The organism is Paenibacillus chungangensis (assembly GCF_042675905.1).
GTDB lineage: Bacteria > Bacillota > Bacilli > Paenibacillales > Paenibacillaceae > Pristimantibacillus > Pristimantibacillus chungangensis.
The window spans coordinates 32,202-54,013 of the sequence record NZ_JBHTJZ010000033.1; the positions used below are offsets into that span (position 1 = coordinate 32,202).

General features: G+C 49.1%; 12 protein-coding genes. 11 read left to right on the forward strand and 1 reads right to left on the reverse strand.

Going from position 1 to position 21,812, the window contains the following annotated elements:
• Window positions 1-9: 9 nt before the first annotated feature.
• The 5 genes from ACFQ2I_RS17415 to ACFQ2I_RS17435 all read left to right on the forward strand — a co-directional run bounded on the left by ACFQ2I_RS17415 (window position 10) and on the right by ACFQ2I_RS17435 (window position 16,234).
• Window positions 10-3,318 (forward strand): ATP-binding protein, encoded by a 3,309-nt coding sequence (locus tag ACFQ2I_RS17415; protein WP_377566405.1) that lies wholly within the window; start codon window positions 10-12, stop codon window positions 3,316-3,318.
• Window positions 3,319-3,421: 103 nt separating this feature from the next.
• Entirely contained in the window at window positions 3,422-3,841 is a 420-nt protein-coding gene (locus tag ACFQ2I_RS17420; RefSeq protein WP_377566407.1) for a DUF4870 domain-containing protein, read from the forward strand.
• A 159-nt stretch (window positions 3,842-4,000) separates the two neighbouring features.
• Window positions 4,001-4,744, forward strand: coding sequence for a stalk domain-containing protein (locus ACFQ2I_RS17425; protein ID WP_377566408.1), 744 nt, complete (start codon window positions 4,001-4,003; stop codon window positions 4,742-4,744).
• A gap of 98 nt (window positions 4,745-4,842) precedes the next feature.
• The gene (locus ACFQ2I_RS17430) at window positions 4,843-12,969 is read left to right on the forward strand and encodes an S-layer homology domain-containing protein (protein WP_377566410.1); all 8,127 of its coding nucleotides are present in this window, start codon (window positions 4,843-4,845) and stop codon (window positions 12,967-12,969) included.
• Between the two features lie 172 nt (window positions 12,970-13,141).
• Window positions 13,142-16,234 carry an S-layer homology domain-containing protein gene (locus tag ACFQ2I_RS17435; RefSeq protein WP_377566412.1) on the forward strand — a complete coding sequence of 1,031 codons (3,093 nt, stop codon included), beginning with the start codon at window positions 13,142-13,144 and terminating at the stop codon, window positions 16,232-16,234.
• 72 nt (window positions 16,235-16,306) lie between these two features.
• On the opposite strand, the gene ACFQ2I_RS17440 is transcribed toward ACFQ2I_RS17435, so the two are convergent.
• Window positions 16,307-17,140: a hypothetical protein gene (locus ACFQ2I_RS17440; RefSeq protein ID WP_377566414.1), complete on the reverse strand. Its 834-nt coding sequence runs from the start codon at window positions 17,138-17,140 to the stop codon at window positions 16,307-16,309.
• Window positions 17,141-17,389: 249 nt separating this feature from the next.
• Between ACFQ2I_RS17440 and ACFQ2I_RS17445 the strand changes: the two genes are divergently transcribed.
• From ACFQ2I_RS17445 to ACFQ2I_RS17470, 6 genes are read left to right on the forward strand one after another with little or no spacing between them, the layout of a single operon-like run.
• Window positions 17,390-17,776 (forward strand): hypothetical protein, encoded by a 387-nt coding sequence (locus ACFQ2I_RS17445; RefSeq protein WP_377566416.1) that lies wholly within the window; start codon window positions 17,390-17,392, stop codon window positions 17,774-17,776.
• On the forward strand, window positions 17,776-19,122 hold the full coding sequence (locus tag ACFQ2I_RS17450) for a right-handed parallel beta-helix repeat-containing protein (RefSeq protein ID WP_377566418.1): 1,347 nt from the start codon (window positions 17,776-17,778) through the stop codon (window positions 19,120-19,122). The genes ACFQ2I_RS17445 and ACFQ2I_RS17450 overlap by 1 nt, the downstream gene beginning before the upstream one ends.
• A complete protein-coding gene (locus ACFQ2I_RS17455) occupies window positions 19,119-19,700 on the forward strand; it encodes a nitrous oxide reductase accessory protein NosL (protein ID WP_377566420.1) in 582 nt (193 codons plus the stop codon). Before ACFQ2I_RS17450 ends, ACFQ2I_RS17455 begins: the two co-directional genes overlap by 4 nt.
• Window positions 19,700-20,521 carry an ABC transporter permease gene (locus ACFQ2I_RS17460; protein ID WP_377566422.1) on the forward strand — a complete coding sequence of 274 codons (822 nt, stop codon included), beginning with the start codon at window positions 19,700-19,702 and terminating at the stop codon, window positions 20,519-20,521. Before ACFQ2I_RS17455 ends, ACFQ2I_RS17460 begins: the two co-directional genes overlap by 1 nt.
• On the forward strand, window positions 20,514-21,266 hold the full coding sequence (locus ACFQ2I_RS17465; protein WP_377566424.1) for an ABC transporter ATP-binding protein: 753 nt from the start codon (window positions 20,514-20,516) through the stop codon (window positions 21,264-21,266). Before ACFQ2I_RS17460 ends, ACFQ2I_RS17465 begins: the two co-directional genes overlap by 8 nt.
• Window positions 21,259-21,798 (forward strand): redoxin domain-containing protein, encoded by a 540-nt coding sequence (locus ACFQ2I_RS17470; RefSeq protein WP_377566426.1) that lies wholly within the window; start codon window positions 21,259-21,261, stop codon window positions 21,796-21,798. The genes ACFQ2I_RS17465 and ACFQ2I_RS17470 overlap by 8 nt, the downstream gene beginning before the upstream one ends.
• The last annotated feature ends 14 nt before the right edge of the window (window positions 21,799-21,812 follow it).

A 21,812-nucleotide genomic window follows, 5' to 3' on the forward strand; every position in this document is an offset into this window, starting at 1 on the left:
GGGGCTTTAGTGTTTCGGCGGAAGGTCAACATTCGCTTCATCATCATGCTTTTTCTTTGCTTCCTGTTTCTATTGCCGAGTGAGGCAAACGGAAATCAACTTGCACCGCTCGTTCTGGATGAGACGACTGAAAAAGTGGATGTGTATCCGGCCATTGAGATGATGAAAGACCAATCCAGGCAATGGACGGTTCAGGAAGTGATCTCCGAACCGCTATCCGCACAGTTTCTCCCGGTCGATGAGATAAAGCAACTCCCAGGTTTTTTTGAAATGGCGACCTGGGTTCGTTTTGATGTGACCAACCAAACCGATAAGCATGAATGGCTGTTGGAATTTGCGTTCCCTCTGATTCATGAACTCCGGATTTATACGGTCAGTGAATCGGGGGTGGAGGAACTTCATAACGGTGGCGTTGATTATCGGTTCGAACAAAGGAAAATCGATCATCGTCATTTTGTGTATGATCTGCAGATTGAGCCTGGAGAGACGAGAACCTATTATGCGTTCGCTGTAGGCGGAGGTGATTTGCATCCGCCGATCAACATATGGAACCCTGAAGCGTTTATCGGGAAAACCGGGCAGGAATCAACACTTCTCGGAATTTTTTATGGTATCGTACTGGTCATGATCATCTATAATCTGTTTCTGTATATCAGTTTGCGGATTAGGAGCTATCTTTATTATGTGGTGGCCATTACGTGTACGTTGATGGGGAAATTGTCGATCAATGGTCTCGGTTTTCAGTATTTGTGGCCGGATCAGCCGGTGTGGAATAAATTAGCGCCGTCATTTTGGGTGGCACTGGCATGCATTTTTATTCTCATGTTCACCAGAAGTTTTTTGGAGGCTGATCAGTACATTCCTTCCTTTAAGAAATGGATGTACGGGCTGATTTCACTGAACAGTATCGTTCTTGTTTTATTGCTCTCTTCTCCTACTATTGAATTCGTTACCCATTATACGGCGCAATATGTAATGGTGTTGGCGGCGATGTCTACCTTTGTCACGGTGCTAGTCACCGCTTTTGTCTGCTTGAATCGCGGTGCGCGGCAAGCGCGGTTTTACATCGCCGGCTGGCTCATCTTTTTAACTGGAGTAACGCTGACGATCTTGCAAAGAACGGTCGTCTTTCCCTACTCGTCGTGGCTGGAATACGCAGGGCAAGCTTCGTTAACAGTGGAAGTCGTCTTGTCATCCCTCGCTTTGGCTGACAAGATCAACATTATCCGCAGAGAGAAGGAAGCGGCGGAGTACAAAGCGCAAGAAAGCCAGATGCTATTGATTCAGAATCTGGAAGAAGCAGACAAGTTGAAAGACGAATTCCTGGCCGTGACCTCCCATGAGTTGCGGACGCCGTTATACGGCATGATCGGGATTGCGGAGTCGCTGCAAGACGGAATTGCGGGAAAGGCGACAGCAGAAATGAAAGAACAGTTGTCGATGATCATCAATAGCGGGCAAAGGCTGACGCATTTACTAAACGATATTCTCGATTTTTCCCAGTTGAAACACAACTCGCTTACGCTGCAGTACAAGCCAGTTGATGTAAGGGCGGTTATTCATCTCGTGTGTGCGATTTCCATGCCCTCGTTGGAGCATAAGCCGATTTCATTGCGGTATCAGCTTGATGCTGAGCTGCCGCTTGTGTGGGGGGATGAAAACCGACTCCAACAAATTTTTTATAATTTGATTGGCAATGCGATCAAGTATACGGATGAAGGTGAAATTGTCATTGCGGCACAGCATACAGCGGATGGGTTGATGATCAAAGTATCGGATACAGGACGAGGCATTGCCGCAGACAAGATGGAACGGATTTTTCAACCCTATCAACAAGGAGACGATTCACTAGACAGAAAGGAGGGGGGAGCTGGGATCGGTCTCAGTATCGCGAAACGGCTGATTGAGTTGCACGAAGGGAAATTGGAGGTTGAATCGCAGGAGGGAGCAGGCTCGACCTTTTGCGTTACACTGCAGGTCTGCGATACGGGAGAAGCGGGAAGTGAGGAAGCGGCGACAAGCGAAGAAATATTAACAGAGGCCGTCGTGATCAAAGGAACGTCGGAATTGATCCTGTCGAAACCACTGGAAATGATGCCTTTGGCTGCTCCTGAAGCTAACAAACGGCCCATTGTTATGATCGCGGACGATGAACCTGTGAACATCCAAGTGTTGACGAATCAGCTTGCGCTTCAAGGGTATGAAGTTCGAGCGGTGTTCCGGGGGGGAGACGTGTTCAGCAAACTCGCCGAGCAAGAGGTAGATCTGCTCATTCTGGATATTATGATGCCGGATCTGTCCGGCTATGAAGTATGCCGACGGTTGCGTCAAACCTATTCATTGATGGAATTGCCGATCTTGATGTTGACGGCGAGAAATCAGCTGCAGGATAAGCTTGCGGCCTTCGAGGCGGGCGCGAATGATTACTTGGTGAAACCGTGCGACAAGCAAGAGTTGCTGTCGCGAGTGCAGACGCTGGTGCGTGCGAAAACGTTAAATCAACAATTGATTCAGTTGAATCTTCACCTGGAAGAGAAAGTCGAGGAGCGGACACAGGCGCTTGCATCCGTCAATCAGGAGCTCAATCGAAGCCATGAGAAACTGCTGGCCCTCTCGGCTTCGAGGAGAGAACTGTTGGCGAACATCGCACATGAGCTGGGAGGTCCTGTAACCCTCGTTCACAGCTATATACAGTCTTTGCAGGAAGGGTTGATTGATAATAACGACGCACATTACCAACAACTGGTGATGGACAAAATGAACGTGTTGAATCGATTGATTGACGATTTATTTGACTTATCCAAATTGGAGGCGGACCAGGCCAGTTTTAATCGCAAAAAAATTCGTCTGGATACATGGATGAATCGGGTGTTTGCTCATTGCGAATTCGCCGTTATGCAAGCCAAAAGGCAGTTTGAACGAGGGGGATTGCCTGACTCGTGTGCTCATTATGTCAGTGAGATTGATCTTGAACGTATGGATCAAGTGTTCACCAATGTGATTTCCAATGCGGTGAAGCACACGATACCGGGAAGCGGGAAAATCATCGTTGAAGCGTCAATGCTTGATTCGTACCGGCTGCTTATTCGGGTGCAGGATAATGGCGTAGGCATCTCTGAGGAGGAACTGCCCTATATTTTTGAACGGTTTTATAAAGAGCAGCGGGCTTCCTCCTCATTGACGCCGAGTGGAACGGGACTTGGGTTGGCAATTGTGAAGCAAATTGTTCACGGACATCAAGGAGAAGCTTGGGCGGAGAGTCGTGTGAAAGAAGGAACCGCCATTTGCTTTACACTGCCTGTGTCGTCAGTTGATTAACTTGTACAGTCGAAACTATGACTATGGTATTTTACTTACATTTTACCTAGCTCTTCTATAGTACAAATTAGGGTGCCATACCCAAAATAGGAGGGATTTAAAATTGAGTGAAAATAAAATGAGCGAAAAGGGTCAGACGGTGTTCAAAGAAGAAACAGCAGAACAGGAGTCTGTCGGTTCACAGAAAATGAAAACCTCAACCGGATTGGAAGAAAATATCGCCGGGCTGCTAAGTTATGTATTCGGCGCGATTACTGGAGTTATTTTTCTGATCCTTGAAAAGGATAACCGATTCATTCGGTTCCATGCTTTACAGTCTACGCTCACGTTTGTTGTTCTTCTCATCTTTAATTTCATCTTGACCGCTATTCCGATTATTGGCTGGTTAATCGGACTATTGATTGCACCAATCGGGTTTATTCTATGGATCGTCTTAATGGTCAAAGCGTACCAGGGGAAATGGTTCAAGTTGCCTGTTATTGGGGAGATCGCTATGAATCAGATGAAGAAGGGAAATGGATAAAGTTGTGTTATTCCTCGAAGATCCGAGTTGTAAGTCATATAGGTATTTAGACTTGTTTATCTGATTACATCGCTATACTTTACTTGGATTTTACTTTAATGAGGTAATATGATACTGCTTGAAATTATTTTGGTATTATCAATGAGGAGGATGTAAAGAGTGAAAACTTATTTTAAGAAAAGTTGGTTAGTTACAAGCCTGGCAGTCATGCTTATGTTGAGTATAGCAGGACACGCATTTGGATCGGGCACTCTACGTGAAATTAAAGCAAACTTAAATTCAGGGTTAAATATTATCCTGCATGGCGAGCGATTTATTGCAACGGATCCGGATACCGGAACAGAACTGTTGCCTATCACTTATCAAGGCAGAACATACTTGCCTCTTCGTTCTGTAGCGGAAGCGAATGATTTGGAAGTGGAGTGGGATGGTCGCACGCAAACAATTTATTTGGGTGATTCAGAAGGTAGTGCTGAACAAGGGGATGAACGGGTTGTTCAAGTGAACACGGAGTACGCGAAACCTGCCGATAAGTATCACACGGCGAGCGGAACACCGCACATCCTTAATCGAGGTCCGGATAAAACCTTTGCCTATGGATTCGCCGGTTATAAAGAATTTCATTCAACTTTACAGCTTTATATCGATAATGATTTTGAATTTGAGACTTTTAAAGCGACGATCTGGGTGGATGCTAATTTGGAGAACTCTTCGGGCATTAAAAGAACACCAGAACCACGTATCGTGGTGTACAATGAACGAAATGAAGTGATTTACAGTGTCCCGAACGTGGAGTATGCGGACTACTATGATATTGAAGTGGATATCAGCAAGGTAGAGACGGTCCGGGTCATCGTGGACGGAAATTTAAGTGTAATTGGCGATCCGGTGTTGGTGAAGTAAACTGGCTGTGAGAGCGGCAAGCTTTATATCTGAGCTTGCCGCTCTGTTTGTATGGAACAAAACAGAGCGTACGTTACTGAAATGAAGGAGATGAAGGAATGTTACATAAGCGTTGGACGAAGCCGTTTATAATGGCCATTATTTTCAGCATGATGCTTTCATTCATGCCTCTCCCGATTCAGCAGGTACAGGGAGAGAAAGGGCGACAAGCAGCAGTGACGGTTCAATCGGCTGTTTATCAAGCCGGCTTATTCGGTGTGGAGACAACTGGTCTTCCTGAGTTCGATTATACCGCCTACGATACCGGCGTGTTGTTGACTTGGAAGCTCCCGCTATGGCAAGAAGGTGCTACAAATTGGAGACTGCTGCGCGATGGTGAGGAAATTGCCGATGGGCAGCAAGATACGCTGTATTACGAAGATATCGGTGTGACGCCGGAAACGACTTATACGTACACGCTGGAAGTCGACAACCCGCTGGATGCCAGCATGGAGTCGCTAAGTCACGATGTGATGACGTTAGCGCCGGGCGCAGGGGTGCAAAGCGAGATTATCACCACGTCGACAGGGCAAACGGTGAAGCTTTACAACCGTGATAAACTGGATATGACACCGGACGGGCGCACGATTGCCTTTTCCAGCAAGGCGGACGATCTGGCTGTACAAGACAACAACGAGGAGCGGGACATCTTCGTCATGACGGAAGATGGCGTTGTAGAGCGAGTCAATCTCGGCATCGGAGGAGTGGAAGCCGATGCGGAAAGCGAGGCGCCGAGCATCAGTGATGACGGGAATCTCGTTGCATTTCATTCCTATGCCACCAATCTGGATGATCACGAATGGACCAATGCCAACCAAATTTACTTACATCATAGGAATACCGGTACAACTGAACTGATCAGCCGCTCTGTCGAGGACAAAAGAGGTAATTTCAATAGCGACTCTCCGGTAATCAGCGGAGACGGAAGTACAATTGTCTTCCGCTCAAGAGCTACAAACCTCGTAGAGCATTATCCAGATCCTACTGATAAGGGTATTTATAGTATTTATGTGTACGACCGCATGAACGATGAGATGATATGGATTACGCAAGCGCATGACGGCCAGGTGCCGGATGCAAGTAGCTATAATCCGGCGGTTAGCGAGGACGGACGCTTCGTCGTCTTCTCTTCGCAAGCCAACAATCTCGTGGAAGGCGGAACAAACGGCGGGACGGAGTCTTATGATCGAGCTTCTCATATTTATGTTTGGGAACGAGGTCAAGGCATCCGCATGGTCAGCCAACAGCCGGATGGGACATTCCTTGGAGATGGAAATTCGGAGCCTTTCATCAGTGCTGACGGTAACAAGGTGATCTTTTATTCTCGAGCCTCAACTGTCGGACAAGAGCAGCTAGGTCTAAGCGAGAATGGCCTTGTCGTCTGGGATCGTGATCACGATTCACTGGAATCTGCGGTTTATAAAGCGAACGGCAGTCCTTTATCTGAAGGATTAATTAGTCAGTTTCATCACCTGAGTGGAGACGGCCGATACGTGTCCTTCCATTCCTTACTCGGTCAACAAATTACTCCACAAGATGTGGCTGGATCAAGCAATGACTGGGCGCTTTATTTGCGAGATTTGCAAACCGGGAAAGTGTGGCTCGTTAATCTGAATCAAGATGGTACATTGAACGAGATTGATCAATATCCTCGTATCAATCACGACGGAACGGTAATGATCTACATCGGCCGTGAGGACGGTTACCGTGTTATGCACCGCGTCGAGCTTGGAGCGACAATGGCCCCGCCGGATTGGGGAGCTGAGGCGGCACTTGCCGCAATAGAAATCGGTCAGACGTATGTGAATTTATCTTGGGATGCAGCCGAAGGAACTGTAGATGCATACCGCATTTATCGAGACGGCAACCTGCTCGCTGAGCAATCAGCTGAGATGTATAGGGCTGAGGGGCTGTCGCCCGGCACAACTTACACATTCGCCGTAGAAGCGGCCGGACTTGGTCTCACAACATCTCAGTTGGAATTGACGGTGTCCACCGCCGAGGAGATTGACGGAGAAGCCGGTCTGACCGTCATCGCCGAAGCCGGCGGCAAAGCCGCGTTGGTCTGGGAAAGCCCGTCAGACACAGCATCGGCGCAAGGCTACCGGATCGAGCGTCGCATCGCGGGAGATGATGCGTGGCACACCGTGCAGGAGCTTAGCGGACTGGAGACAACATCGTTTGAAGACAACGGTATGCTTGCAAATACGTTGTATGAATACCGCATTCTCCTGCTGTTTGCCGGCCAAGATCCGCAGGAGCATACTGTGACGCGTCAAATTCAAACACCGAATTTATATGTGGATGAAGCTTTCTGGAACTTTGCCGAACGGCCTGTCGTGACAGGATATGCAGCTCCCGGAAGCGAGCTTCATTTCGTCGTAAGCGGCGAGACGAATCGGACGGTGAATGCTGTCGTAACGTATGACGGATGGCTGGACAGCCAAGATCAATACGTCGATGCGCAACCCGTATCCCGACAATCCGAGATACCCTTGATCGAAGAGGAAGCCGGCTCCGGCATATACCGAGGAGCCTTCACAATTCCGGATCACGCTGCAGCCATCCGCAGCATCGATGCCGTGCTCACGGACGGTGCGCAGCAGCTTGACCGTTCGTTTGGGGACGTATCCATCGGCATATTGGGCGAGCTTGCCGTGGAGGTTGCGGCAGGAGCAGACTCTCTGCTTGCAGATGGTCCCGCTCGTTTACGCGTGTGGAGCGACGAAGCTCAGTTTGGAGAGACGCTCCAGATTGATGCTGCGGGCACATTTACTTTCAGCAATCTGCTCCCTGCAGACGACTACCACGTACGACTGTCGCAGGACAGAACACTGGCCACGGTAGATTCGATCACCGTTCGAGGCGGACGCGGACATCCGCTCGATGCGCCCATCCAGCTTGAGGATCACGGGCCTGCCGTCATCTATGTGGAAGTCGTTGCAGAGCAAGGTCTCGCGCCGCTGCATGATATGCCGATTACCGTAAAGGATGCCGATACCGGGCAAATTCTTAAACGGGCCGTCTCATCGCTGGACGAAGCGGTACGCGTGTTTCATTCCTACGATTCCGTGCGGCATGAAAACGCCGAACGCATTCACATCGAAGCGAATCCGAAGCTGGGGCAGCAATTCCTGGCATTCGGACAAACGATGGATCTCGTACCGGGTGAGCAGACGATCCAGCTTGTCATCCCTGAGCCGGACACCGTTCCGCTGACCGGCAAGGTTACGGATGAAGACGGCAACCCCGCTTCCGGGATTGAAGTCACAGCAACGGGCTACGGCTATCATTCCACCGGTGTTACGGATGCTGCCGGTGAATATGCCTTGCAGGTCATACCAGGTGAAGTGACAGTATCAGCTATCCTCCGTCACAATGCCGTTCGGGTCGACCAGAGTGAGCCAATTCAGCGTACGGTAGTTGCGGGGCAGCCTTTGCAAGATGTCAATCTTGCTCTTGTTCAAACGTACCGTCATTTCTTTTTCATCGACTCCATCCGATACCCTGGTGAAGGCGGAGGGGAGCAAGTATTAGAACAAGTTGGGCGAAGCGAAGCAAGCCGACTGAGGTTTACTATTAATCATGAAGGCAATCCTTTGATCGGAGCAAAGCGGGAAAGTGCCTATCCGATGGAGCAGCAGTTTTCTTCATCACAATATAACAGCACAGTCACGGCATGCATAGATGGGGATGTTATGGGGTTGCCTGAATTGTGCAAAGAGATTGAATTGGATCCATCCAATCCGAGCGTAGGCGTTGATTTCGAATATGATTTTTCTGAAGACATGGGCGGTTTGCGCGCAGTCTTCGTGAAACCAGACGGCATCCGGACAGTTGCTTATGTTCGTTTATATGATCATCAGGGGCAGCTTGTTGCAGAGAAAATAGCCATGCCGACAACAGACTATATTTTTAGTCTCTACCCACTGGAACCAGGTGAATATACGCTTCAGGCTACAGGAGCTCGAACGGGTACGCCCTATGTGCTGGAGCAACAAACCGTTTTGATTCCGGAAGGCGAGATTGTCGATCTAGGGACATTGATGCTGCAGGAGCTTGGAAGCTTCGGCCAGCAACCGGGCAACACGATTATGGTTAATGACCCTGAGGTCACACATGGCGGAGGAACTCGCTTCCGCATCACGTACCAGCATCATGGCGACGAAGTGGTTGAAGACGCCAAGCTGCATATCCGTCTGCCTGATGACCTGACAGTAGAAGACTCGAGCATCTCACTGAATGGAGCTGCTGCTGTGACAACACGTGCAGACAACTCGATCATCATCCCGCTCGGCTCGTTGGAACCGGACGATCAAGGGAGAATTCATTTCTTCGCCAATGTAAAACAATCGGCGCATACAGGGAAGCATACCGTTCAAGCTGTCATCTCCTACGGAGCAAGCGGGGACATCCGCAAGGAACTGATCGGCAGTGTGAATTTACATGTCGGCGGAATATCGATGATATTGCCGGATACGATTCATGAGCGCTCGCTCATCGCACAAGGAAAGGCGCCGGCGGGAAGCATTGTGCGTGTTCTAGTAGATGGACATCTCATTGAACAAACGGTTGCAGCTCCGAACGGATACTGGCATGCAGAAGTTGAGATCTCCGGCGATGACGAAGCGAGATGGTTGCTTGTCGAAGCCGTTGCAATAGCGGATGATCAGGAGTGGAGAGCTACGCCAGCAGAGGTGCTGTTAGATCCCGATATGCCGCGACTGACGAAGGTCTCGTTTCGGCAATTGACCGATGACGAATATTGGGATTCCTCCATGCCTAATAATCTTAGAGTCGCATCAGGGGACTGGACCTCTTTTCAAACTGGAAGCGGTGTTGTGCGGTTCCCTCGTACGATGCTTGCCGGACTCCCATTCGAATTCAAGCTGCATTTCGAAGAGCCGCAAAGCGTAACGAATGTGCGAGTTCATGTGGAAGGACCTGCTGGCGGTACCGCTGAGGCGATGTACGACGAACAGGAACAGGTCTGGCATGCGATCATCGAAACGCGTCGGGATGTACCATGGATTGCTGGGATGATATATGTGGATTTCGATCATGATCACACTGTCATTCCTTCAGATACCAGAACGATGTTGACGGGAGAAGATGCGCAGGCATATATCGAAGAACCAATCAATCCGGCGGAGTGGGATTGGCCAGATTACGCAGAGGATCATGAGACACCTGACAGTGATGACAATCGATCAGGACCAACGTTCAATATGTCCTCTGACTTTATTCAAATGCGGGGCGGTATCACAGGCAAGCTTGATATTGAGCTCAAGACGACGGAAGCGGCAGACTCAGTGCCTGAACAACCGTTTCAGATCAACACTGCCTACTATGGCAGCGAGGACTATGAAATTCCCGAGCCTTGGATTTGGATGAAGGCATCCTTGTTCCAGCCAAGCAAGAGTAAATTGGGAGTGCGTATAGTAGGAGAGGTGCCGTTTGACGCCTTCCTTGAGCAAAATGTAACAGCACCTTATTGGGAAAATGACGCCGCTCTGATCGTAGAGAGCACCGAGGATTCCCGCACGACTTTGAGCTGGCATCCAGCCTATGATGATCTATGGGTACAGCGATATGAGCTGGAGCAGCTAGACGATTCAGGCAATGCAGTCCGTACCTATGAAGTGTTAGGCGATACGTTCCAGCTAGAGCTGGACGACTTGATTGCAGGACAGTCATATACGTTCCGCATCATCGCAGAAGACCCTGCAGGATTACGCACGGCCGGACCGGAGTTGACCTTCACTGCCGGCAATCCCGGCGAGCAAGCATCCGCAGAACAGCAGCAAGCACAAGCTTTAGCTGTGGATCAGCATCAAGAACCGGACTGGATGAAGACGGTGCGCATTGCGTCCGTAGAGGTTAAGCCGACTCGCGTCAAAGTCGCTACAGACTTTATGCTGGATGGTCTCGGTCCAGTTGGAGATATGCTTGGTACTTTCATGGGCGGAACACAGCTTGAAGACGCTGTAGATGATCTCAACGAACTGCTCGAAAAAGCCAAAGATCGCTGTCATGGCGGAGCCCCCCCAGAACTGCAAAAGGCTGTAGATGAAGCCATGCTCGCGCTGGCAGCGGGTTATACGATGTCAACTGCCTTTGCCGTGGGTGGTGTCGGCCTTGGCATGACGGGCGTTGGCGCACCGGGCGCAGCCGCATTTGCTGTGGTCGGAACGATATCGGACTTCGGCATGGCCGCCGTAAGCGGCATTCAGCAGGACCAGGCAAAAGAAGCTTATAAAAGAATCAATCTAAATGATGATTGCGAGGAAGAGAAGGACGAAGATGACAATGATGAGCAACCAACTGGAGGGCCGACTGGAAAGCCAGTAGCTGCTCCGTCCTGGAAAATCGATCCGAGCGGGTTCATCTATGAAATCGTCGAAGAAAACCGTGTCGCAGATGTGACCGCTACATTGCTCTACAGCGAAAACGGAACCGATCCCTATGAAGTATGGGACGGCGAGTGGTGGGGCGAGGAAAACCCGCTTTCATCCAACGCTGACGGTTGGTACGGCTGGGACGTGCCGCAAGGCTGGTGGCAGGTCATCTATGAGAAGGACGGATACGAGACGACTTACAGTCAGCATACGTATGGACCGATCGAAGTGCCGCCGCCGCACTTCGAAGTGAACGTGCCGATGAAATCGTATGCGCCGCCAGAAATAGCGCACGTCGATGCTGCTCTGGACGGGGAAGCTGTAGAAGTCAGCTTCAATCGCCACATTCGTATGCGCACCATTGGTGAGCACACGGCACAACTGTGGACGACGGGCGATGATCCGCAGCAGGTTGAAGGAGAATGGATCGCCCTCGACGCGGTATCCAACCCTTACAAGGAAACGGCTGAAGATGTTGCTCAGACGCTAAGGTTTGTTCCGGCTGAACCGCTCGTGCTAGGAGACGAATACCGCCTGTTCATCCGCGATCTGGTCGAATCGTATGCCGAAGTTTCATTGCTGACGCCGCATGATGCAGTGATTGTCGTGGAAGAGAAACCGGAGGAGCCGTCTAACCCGGGCGAAGGTGACTCAGGCGAAGGCGATCCGGGTGATGGCGACCCGGGTGAAGGTGACTCAAGCGGCGGCGGATCGACACCGATCTATCCTCCGTTTATTCCAGAAGAGGAAACGACCGATGAAGGACTATTGTTCACGAGCGAGGATCAAGAGCTTGCATTCGACAATGGTAATATCATCATTCGTCCGGAAGGCGTTGCCGATCATATTGAAGCAGATACGCTGAAGATGGTTGTGGAACATAGGGATCCATTACAGCAAGATGCACCAGATTCCTTCACGATGTTGAATTTCAACCTACGGGTACAACTGATGGAGAAAGGGCAGGACGACGCGAATTGGCAAACCATCAAACAACTGCCATCCCCGATGGTAATGGAAATCGATCTTTCCGCCTATGATATCGTCTTGCATGATCCTGATAAGACTGGCCTTTACTTTTATGATGAGGGGTCTGATTCCTGGCAGTACATGATGGGTCGTTATGATGAGTCGACGGGCAAGCTGATCATTATTTTAGATCAGTTAGGTGATTTCAGCTTGATACAAGGTGCTGTTTCCTTCACGGATATGGTCGGACACTGGGCACAGCGTCAAGTAGAAGTGTTGGCCGGGCAGGGCATTATTAAAGGACGAAGCGAAGAACGCTTTGATCCGGATGCTTTCATTACCCGAGCCGAATTTACAGCGCTTTTGGTCAGGATACTGCGGATGAACACAAATGGGACGAATTCCAAGGCGTTCCAAGATGTGGAAGACTATCACTGGTTTGCTTCAGAGATTGCGGCGGCGGCCCAAAGCAAGCTTATTAATGGGACGACTGAGCATACATTTGCTCCATTCCGCATGATAGCCAGACAGGAAATGGCTGTGATCATGACACGCGCATTGAAGCAATTAGGAATTGTTGCCGACATCCAAAGTCGTGATGTGGACCAAGCGCTGGAGCGGTTTGAAGATCGTCATCAGCTCGCTGACTGGGCAAGGGAAGACATGGGATGGCTTGTGCAAAAGGAATGGATAAAGGGAAGAAGCTCGGCGATGATGGCGCCGCGTGAGTCCTTGACTCGAGCGGAAGCTGTAATGATGCTGTCAAGATTGCTAGAGGCGTGGTGGGAGCATGATCCTGTGGCGCGAATTACAAAGTAATATTTAGGTTAATGCAAGCCAAGATGACCAGTAAGAAACAGGAAGTACCAGGCTCTTCTCGAGCCAGACACTACGGAAAACTTCCGTGGTGTCTGGCCTTGCTTCAACGATGATGCAATGAAATGACTTGAGGATGTCAAGATTCATACCTAGATCATATGGAGGTTTTATTATGTTGTCGGTACTTAGCAGACAGAAAAGAATGGGCGCTATTTTGCTCATTTATAGTATGGTTTTCGCCATCCTGGTCTTTCCCAGTTCAGCACAGGGTAGTGAGATAAATCGATTAACTCCTGACAATCATTGGGATATGTATAAACCACTAAGCGTCACACAAGATGTCTATGGAAGTTTCTATGTCACAGAGTCTTACATTTTTACAGATCATTCTCTCTTAAAAAAGTTTGATGCGGACTGGAACCTTGTTCAGGAGTGGAGTGGCTTTGATCGTATAGGTACGGTGACAGCTGATGCTTATGGCAACGTCTATGTGGTTGATCAAGGTCCAGGGAGTAAAAGGATTGTGAAAATGGACAGGGATGGCAATGAAGTGCACTCCGTGAATACCCCTGAGCGTGTGCATGGTATCACAGTAGATGCCAATGATTATCTATATACCTCCATGAGTAATGGTCTTAATCAGCAAGTGTACTTGTACGACTTGGAATTAGAGCCGTTAGAAATAGAAGGAGCGCTTGTTGATCCACTTGGCGAATTCGGCTCGGGAGAAGGGGAATTTAGAAGTCCGAAAGGAATTGCCGTTAATTCGGAAGGATATATCTATGTTGTTGATTCAGATAATCAACGCATCCAAAAATTTGAGCCCTTGCCCGATCCGCAGTTTGTCACAGAGTGGGGGTTGGGTGTCGAGGGAGCGGGAGAGGGAGAATTCGACGATCCAATTGGCATAGCGATAGATTCTCAAGATTATATATATATTGCTGACAAGAACAATCATCGCATTCAAAAATTCGATGCTGACGGTGCGTTTATATTAGAGTTTAATGTGGCTACTGACGCTTACAGTGAAGGATTTACTCTTCCACACCACATCTTTATCGATGCCAATGACCATCTCTATGTGACAATGCAAGGTACTAGTAGCGCTATCATGCAGTTTACTGCCGATGGAGAGCATCTGCGCACTATCTCTGCTTCCGGAGAAGGAATAGGACAGTTTATCTATCCTGAATCTATAGCCCTAGATCAGCAAGGAATGTTATATGTCTATGACTATGGAAATCATCGTGTGCAGAAGTTTACTGGCACTGGAGAATGGGTGGATTCGTGGGAGCTAATAAGTGGCTCTGCTCCTGGAGAAGCAGACTATATTTCTGACATGGCAATAGACGGAGATGGATATATATACGTCCAAGATTATTCTGAAAATAGAATTCAGAAGTTTGATCATCAATTCAACTATGTTACATCCTGGGGGGAGGAAGGTGCGGCTCCTGGTCAATTTAAAGACATGTATGGTTTAGTGTTAGACTCTGAGGGGGATCTATATTCCTTGGATAGGGGGAATAACAGAATTGATAAGTTTGATGCAGAGGGTAATTATCTCTTAAGCTTTGGAGAAGCGGGGACAGGAGCAGGACAATTTGACCGGTTAACGAATCTAGCTATTGATGCAGAAGATCATCTTTATGTTGTCGATCGGACTTCCGGTTATTCACGTATTCAAAAATTCACCTCTGCTGGAGATTTTGTTGAGCTCTGGGCAAGTGGAGATAGTTCCCCTGAGTTTCAACTTATAGACGGGATAGTTATCGATCATCAGAATAGGGTGTTCCTATCTGAGCGTGAAGAAAGACGTATTCTCAGCTTTGAGATCGATGGTTCGATCATAGAGAAGTGGGTCGGACCACCGCTCGGTATATTCACCCCTACACGCATGGCGGCAGATAGAGCGGGACACTTATACATCGTGAGTGATAGGGGTCATGCAATCCATACTTTAAATTACTGGCCGCCGGAAGTAAGCGCCACTCTGCCAACTCATCAGGATACTCATGTAGCCGTAGAATCTGATATCCAGGTCATTTTTGATAAAGCGATCCAACAAGGAATGACTTGGAATGAGATGACTCTGAAGAATGGCGATGCACAGGAAATAGATTACTCGGCTTCGCTTAGCGGCAATACGCTTACGCTTCAACCGACTGTTGATCTGGCGTATAGCACCACTTATACCGTTCATATTCCAACTGGAGCCGTAGAAGACAGCAGAGGGAAATGGCTGGCCGAAGCTTATGAAATTACATTCACGACGCGAAGTAATAGCAGTTCTAGCGGAAGCACGGGAGTTATCTATATCCCATCGAATACCTATATGGTTCACCCAAGCGGTACGACCGTCGATTTTAGTACGGGACAGATCATCATACCAGAAGGAGCAGTTAGTCAATCCACTCAAGTCACCATAGAGGAAATCAATCAGACAAACAATCTGCCACTAAATGAGGGTAGTCAGTTCCTGGGAGAAGTAATTGAAGTATCGATAGCCAGTACAAAGGATTTGGAGCAGGAGATAACGGTAAGTCTACACTTCGATCCCTCTTCAGTAGAGGAAGAGCAAGAGGTAAGTATATTTATCTTGGATGAAGAAAGCGAACAATGGATCGAGCTGGATGAAGTAACCATCGACTGGGAGAAGGGTATCGTCAGTGGAGGGATTGATCATGCCGGCACCTTTGCCATTATCTCCTCGAAGGCAGAGGAAGAGTTAGGTTCAGAAGAGCAGATTCGCTTTAGTGACCTAGTTGGACACTGGGCTGAAGAGAATATTCATCAGCTCGTCAATAATGGAGCCATTAGCGGTTATTCAGATGGCACTTTCCGGCCCGATCAATCGATAACCAGAGCCGAGTTTACTGCTATTCTCGTAAAAGCATTCCAATTAGAACAACGCAGTGGGAAGGTGTTCAAAGACACAACCGACCATTGGGCCGAAGAGGTTATTGCTACGGCAGCGGCTCATGGGATCGTCAGCGGCTACGATGAACACACCTTTGGTGTAAATGACTCGATCAATAGAGAGCAAATGGTTACGATGCTAGTAAGAGCGGCACAACTGACTCCAGCACAAGGAAATCTATCGTTTGTGGATCAAGCGAGTATTTCTGCTTGGGCAGAGCAATCGGTAGCTGCTGCCCTGCAATCTGGCTTATTGAGTGGTTATCCAGATGGCACCTTCCAGCCTCAAGCTCAGGCTACGCGGGCAGAAGCAGTTGCCGTCATCTTAAGAGCATTAGAACAATAAAGTCTGGATTTACAAGTCACGGCAAACGAATTGATTTAGAGCAGCAGCCTCTTGGAATGTTCCAAGAGGCTGCTATTTTCTATTTAACTCTAACCTTTTGTTTTTAATCAACTGTTGTATGTGGTCTGTATTATTCTGCTGCTCCATGGAGCCGTGTCTCGTTCTCCTCTGCGTAATCTCCTCGTACGACACCTCATTCGTATTGCCCCACTTCATCCAAGGCAGCTTGTCAAATTGATGATGAAGGATGTCCTTCCATGGATAGGGGCTGCCAGGCGCATAATTATAGGTGCCCATGTTAACGGGATCGGTCACCATCTGTCCCGTCTTCGTATGATAGACCGCTTCGAAGCGACCGTTGTCCGTTATAAACTTCACCTGATAGGCAGCATCCAACTCCTTTACTTCATACCGGTGATACCTGGCACTGTACAGCCGCCATTTGCCCCATGCTGCAAGCGCAATCATCTCTTCCAATCGCTCAGGGGCTTCTCCATACCGATTCAGTTCATTGCGGAAATAATGAATCTCCTTCGTAGTATATGAAAGTTGCCTGACAGCCCTGTCGAATGTATCGAAGAATATCTCAAAGTGATCATGCCCATACAGCGCTTCAGGGTCACTCCTCAGATCGTACATCATTCGAACCAGGATGGCGTGTGCCGCAATGGATTCGGAATGGTCAAATACATACCATCTCCGATGCTCCGAGCGAATGCGAGCATATTGCTCGGCGAGCTCGGAGAAGTAAGCCTGAGATAAAAATGCTGATTGAATCTCAACAGGTATGGAGGGATAGTCGAATTGATCCGTTGACCGAAAATATCCGACAAACGATACACTTAACGCTATAAGAAAAAGGATGATAGCCATTTTGGGCAACCGGCTTTTGATGACTGTTTTCATTTTTCATCACCACCTCTTCTTATTTACCACATTTGGTTCTACTTCTATCATTTCCAGAATTGTAATCGCTTCATTCTTACTACATTCTATGGCCATATTCTACGTTTCGGACATGAAATTATCACAAAAACGATTTGTTTCCGGATTGTCATTTTTCCTACGCATCCATAGCTCTTTGTAGTCATGTGGAAATAAGCTTCTGCTCGCTATAATGACTAAGGGAATAGAAGAGCAGGGGGGTGATATGCAGTGAAATTGAAATTATTCATAAGCAAAATGTCCCTTATCGTTCTTGTCTTGTTCGTCATGGCGGGCTGCTCCGAGCAAGCGCCAGCAGGAGTAGATCCCATGGACGTTGAAGCGAAGCTCGATACGAATCCCGACATTGTCATGGCCGGAGAACAGGTGGAGATGACGACGTCATTCACGGGTGCGGATTTCACAGAGACGGCTGAGGTACAATTCGATATTCGGGTGGATGGCAAGGTGAAGCTGGTCGAGGCAGCTTATACCGGGAATGGACAGTTTACCGGAAGCTTCACTTTCCCGAAGAAGGGTATTTACGACGTGTATATTCATCTCTATGAGGATGAGCTACATGTGACGAAGAAAAAGCTGCTTGAGGTGAAGGAATGATGAACGCTAAATGGGAATGGAGAAGAAGTGTGGCTTCTCTGCTCATTCTGCTTTGTCTTGTAACGATTCCATGGCTGCTCCATCCGTCTGAGACTGAGGCAAGCGGATCTTCATTACAAGCTATCATCGATCATGGGGATCCGGGAGCGACAATTGTGGTTCCTCCTGGCTCGTACAATGGCCCTGTTCGTATTGCCAAGACCATATCGCTCATTGCGGATCAAGATGGTACTGTAACGGTGACGAACGACAGCGAGGAGCCGGCAGTAACGATTACTGCCGACGATGTAACGATAGATGGCATCACGATTCAAGACGAGTCTGTGAAAGAAGCGCCAAGCGTGTTAGTGGAAGGTGACCGTGTCCATCTTAAGGAGTTGAGCATTGCCACAGGCTCTGACGGCATTCAGCTTAGGGGGACACAGGATGGCATAGTGGAGAGCAGCAGCATCACATGGGGAGCTTCGGAGCGTACGAAAATGTTCAATAGGGGCAATGGCATCGATCTGTATGAGGCTCATGCGGCGGTGGTGCAAGGCAACCACATTACGTCGATGTATGACGGTATCTATATGGAGAATAGCGACGAAACGCTGGTTACGGGTAATGAAATCCGCCAATCCCGTTACGGTGTGCACTGCATGTATACGAAAGGGACGATCGTGCAGGACAATGTCGGGACGAAGAACATTACTGGAGCCATGATTATGTCAGTGCAAGATGTAATCGTGGAGCGCAACGTATTCGCCAAGCAGAATGAAAACGTCAATTCGCAAGGCATTTTGTTGTATGACGCACATCATTCGATCGTGCGTTCCAACATTGCGGAGGGGAATCGTGTCGGCTTGTATGTGGAGCAATCGACGAATAACACGATTGAGAAGAACGAGATGAGGGGCAATTTCACCGGACTTCAACTGCTCTCTTCGGAAGAGAACATCGTTAGGCATAATTCTTTTATTGGCAACGTCCATGCTGCCGGAGCCAGAAGCAGCAGCGGCAACGAACTGAGGGGGAATTATTGGGATTCCTTTCAAGGCCTTGATGCAACCGGTGATGGAAGCAGCGATATCGGATATGCCATCAATCCATTTTTTGAGAAGTTGGTGAAGAAGAAGCCGGTATTTCAATTGTTTTTTCAATCACCCGGCATGGTTTTTCTGGAGGGGTTGTATCAATCGCAGCGAAGCGACTGGGCGACAGACGAGGCGCCGTTAATCTCGCAACCCACTAGTGATGGAAGGCCGCAAACAGCGGGCAGCGATTGGATAACCGGACTCATCGGTGGCGGATTGCTGCTCGGAGCTGGGACTTTATTATTTGCGATGAGAAGAAGGGATAGATGAATATGAAGAGATGGACGGTTACTGTCATGCTGATCACCGTTATTGTCCTATTGGGGGCTTGTGGCAAGCAAGGGTATAAACCGGAAGCTATTAATGAAGAAACAGATCGTTGCGCAGTTTGTAATATGGCAGTGAAGGACGATCAGTATGCGACGCAAATTATTACGACGGACGGACAATCGTTGAAATTCGACGATATCGGCTGCATGAATACTTGGAAGAAAGAGAACGATACGACAACGATCGGAGCGTCCTTCGTACGCGATTACTACAGCAAGCAATGGCTTCATTACGAGAAGGCGTATTATGTATACGATCAATCGTTCAAGACACCGATGGCCTACGGCATCGTCTCGTTCGAAAAGAAAGAAGACGCCGAGAGCTTCGTCAAGGAGCAGGGCAAGGGTAAGCTAATGACGGCTGACGAGCTGGCGGATCATTCATGGGAAGTGAACCGCGACATGATGCAAGGTCATGGCGATTCGCATAGTCATTCGCACGATATGAAGGGCAATGATGCGGATCAAGTGGAGCATAGTGAGATGGAAGAGCATAAAGGCAAAGAAGGTCATCAATAATGCGTCACTCCGCTCAGATCGCTTTGAGAGAAATTCGGATGGGCTTGCGCAATCCATGGTCTTATTCTTTCATGGCGCTATTCTCATTATTCATGCTGAGCTTGCTTCTGATCAACGCGCAAGGCTATGCGGAAGGTTATTCCGGCATTACGGGAACGATGATGAACCTAATCCTCTATTTGCTGCCATTAATGGCGTTAATGTTGGGCTCCTTCTCGATAACGGGCGAGAAGGAAGAGGGGAACGGGGAGCTGCTCTCCACGTACCCTCTTCGAACGAGCGCATTTCTTGCAGGCAAATACGCCGGTCTGATTATCGTCATGATCAGCATTGTATCCATCGGCTTTGGGCTCGCGGGCTCAATCAGCTTCCTCACGGGTCAAGGCTTCAGCTTGCAGGCTTACACACTGTTGCTTGCGCTGTCCGTCTCATTGGTGCTGATGTATACGGCGATCGCGTTGCTAATCGGTACGCTTGCGAGTAATCGTTGGCAGGCATTGACCGTGTCGGTCGGCATATGGTTCTTCACTGTTATCGCTTGGCCTGCATTGCTCATTGCCGCATTGGGCATGATGCCCTACATGTGGATTAAGCCAGCGGTATCCGCGCTGACGGTGCTGAATCCGGCAGAGCTGTCTCGATTATTCATTGTCGTCAAGCTGGGTGGAGGGGCAGTGCTAGGGCCAGACTACTATGAGTGGGTGAAGTGGGTGCGCAAGCCGTCCGGTACGCTCGCATTCTTCCTCGCGGTTAGCTTATGGATTGGCATGCTAACGGGAATGTCGATTGGGCTATGGGAGAGGAGGAGGAAGCGTGTCTGAAGCATTCGTCACGATAGACGGGATAGGGAAGACGATAAATAAGCAGCTTGTGATCAAGGACTTCAGTCTAAGCATAAATAAGGGACAGATTATCGCGCTTTGCGGCGGCAACGGAGCGGGCAAGAGCACGATGCTGCGCATGGTGGCCGGGATCATGCAGCCGGATTGCGGCAGTATCCGAATCGACGGGCAGGAGTGGAGGCGGGATCGCATCCGATACGCCGAGCAGATCGGCTACATGCCGGACGACTATCGCTTCAGCTCGGGCTTGACTGCGATGGAGACAATGACGTTCTGGGCGAAGCTGAAGGGACTGTCCAAGCAGACCGCTATTGAGCGGCTTCAACAGGTCGGACTTCACCATACGGGCAGCAAGCCGGTCACTTCGTTCTCCAAAGGCATGCGGCAGCGGATACTCTATGCGCAAGCACAGCTTGCAAAGCCGCCGCTGCTGCTGATGGACGAGCCTACGAACGGACTTGATCCTTACTGGATGGATGAATTCGTCCGGCTTGTGCGCCAGGCTACCGGACAAGGGCAGACCGTTTTGTTCTCCACCCATCAATTGCAGATCGCGGCGGCGGCGGACAGAATTATATTTTTGAACGAGGGAGTGGTTGCCCTGGAAGGAACTGCTGAGCAACTAAGAGAGCAACTGGGCGCATCGGAATGGCTGCCGGCTTTCTCTTCCTTATATATCGGTTCTAATCCGGAGGCCGGTGCAGCAGGAGCAAGAGATGATTAACGCGAAGCACAGACGATGGCTGCAGTGGAGCCTGTTCCTTGCATTAGCAGCCGTATGCGCATGGGTCGTCTTCAAGGGAGAGGCAACCCCTAAGCCGCCTGCAATCGGAGACATAGCGCCTGACTTCATACTGAATACTTTGGACGGTGAGTCGGTGAAGCTGCAGGATTACAGAGCAAGCAAGCAGCCTGTACTCATTAACTTCTGGGCTTCCTGGTGCACGCCTTGCGTGAATGAGCTTCCCATGATAAACGAAGCGTACAAGCATACTGAAGGAGTAGAAGTACTGGCCGTCAATGTAGGAGAATCCCTGGAGAAAGTGAACCGCTTCATGGAGCGCTACGAGTTGACATTTCCAGTACTGATGGACGGGCAGCAAGAAGTGAAGAAGCAGTATAGCGTTACCGGCTTGCCGCTCAGCCTGTTGCTGGACCGTGACGGTCGTATCGTCGATATCGTTAGCGGCGAGATGACATTTGACGAGATGATGAGGTTGCTTGCAACATTAGCGCGATTCCCACAGTCTAAATAATATGGATAAATAAT

Excerpts from the sequence above, each read along its gene's own strand:
- ACFQ2I_RS17450 (WP_377566418.1), top strand. The coding sequence starts at position 17,776 with ATGAACGCTAAATGGGAATGGAGAAGAAGTGTGGCTTCTCTGCTCATT.
- ACFQ2I_RS17435 (WP_377566412.1), top strand. The coding sequence starts at position 13,142 with ATGTTGTCGGTACTTAGCAGACAGAAAAGAATGGGCGCTATTTTGCTC.
- ACFQ2I_RS17455 (WP_377566420.1), top strand. The coding sequence starts at position 19,119 with ATGAATATGAAGAGATGGACGGTTACTGTCATGCTGATCACCGTTATT.
- ACFQ2I_RS17470 (WP_377566426.1), top strand. The coding sequence starts at position 21,259 with ATGATTAACGCGAAGCACAGACGATGGCTGCAGTGGAGCCTGTTCCTT.
- ACFQ2I_RS17430 (WP_377566410.1), top strand. The coding sequence starts at position 4,843 with ATGTTACATAAGCGTTGGACGAAGCCGTTTATAATGGCCATTATTTTC.
- ACFQ2I_RS17460 (WP_377566422.1), top strand. The coding sequence starts at position 19,700 with ATGCGTCACTCCGCTCAGATCGCTTTGAGAGAAATTCGGATGGGCTTG.
- ACFQ2I_RS17440 (WP_377566414.1), bottom strand. The coding sequence starts at position 17,140 with ATGAAAACAGTCATCAAAAGCCGGTTGCCCAAAATGGCTATCATCCTT.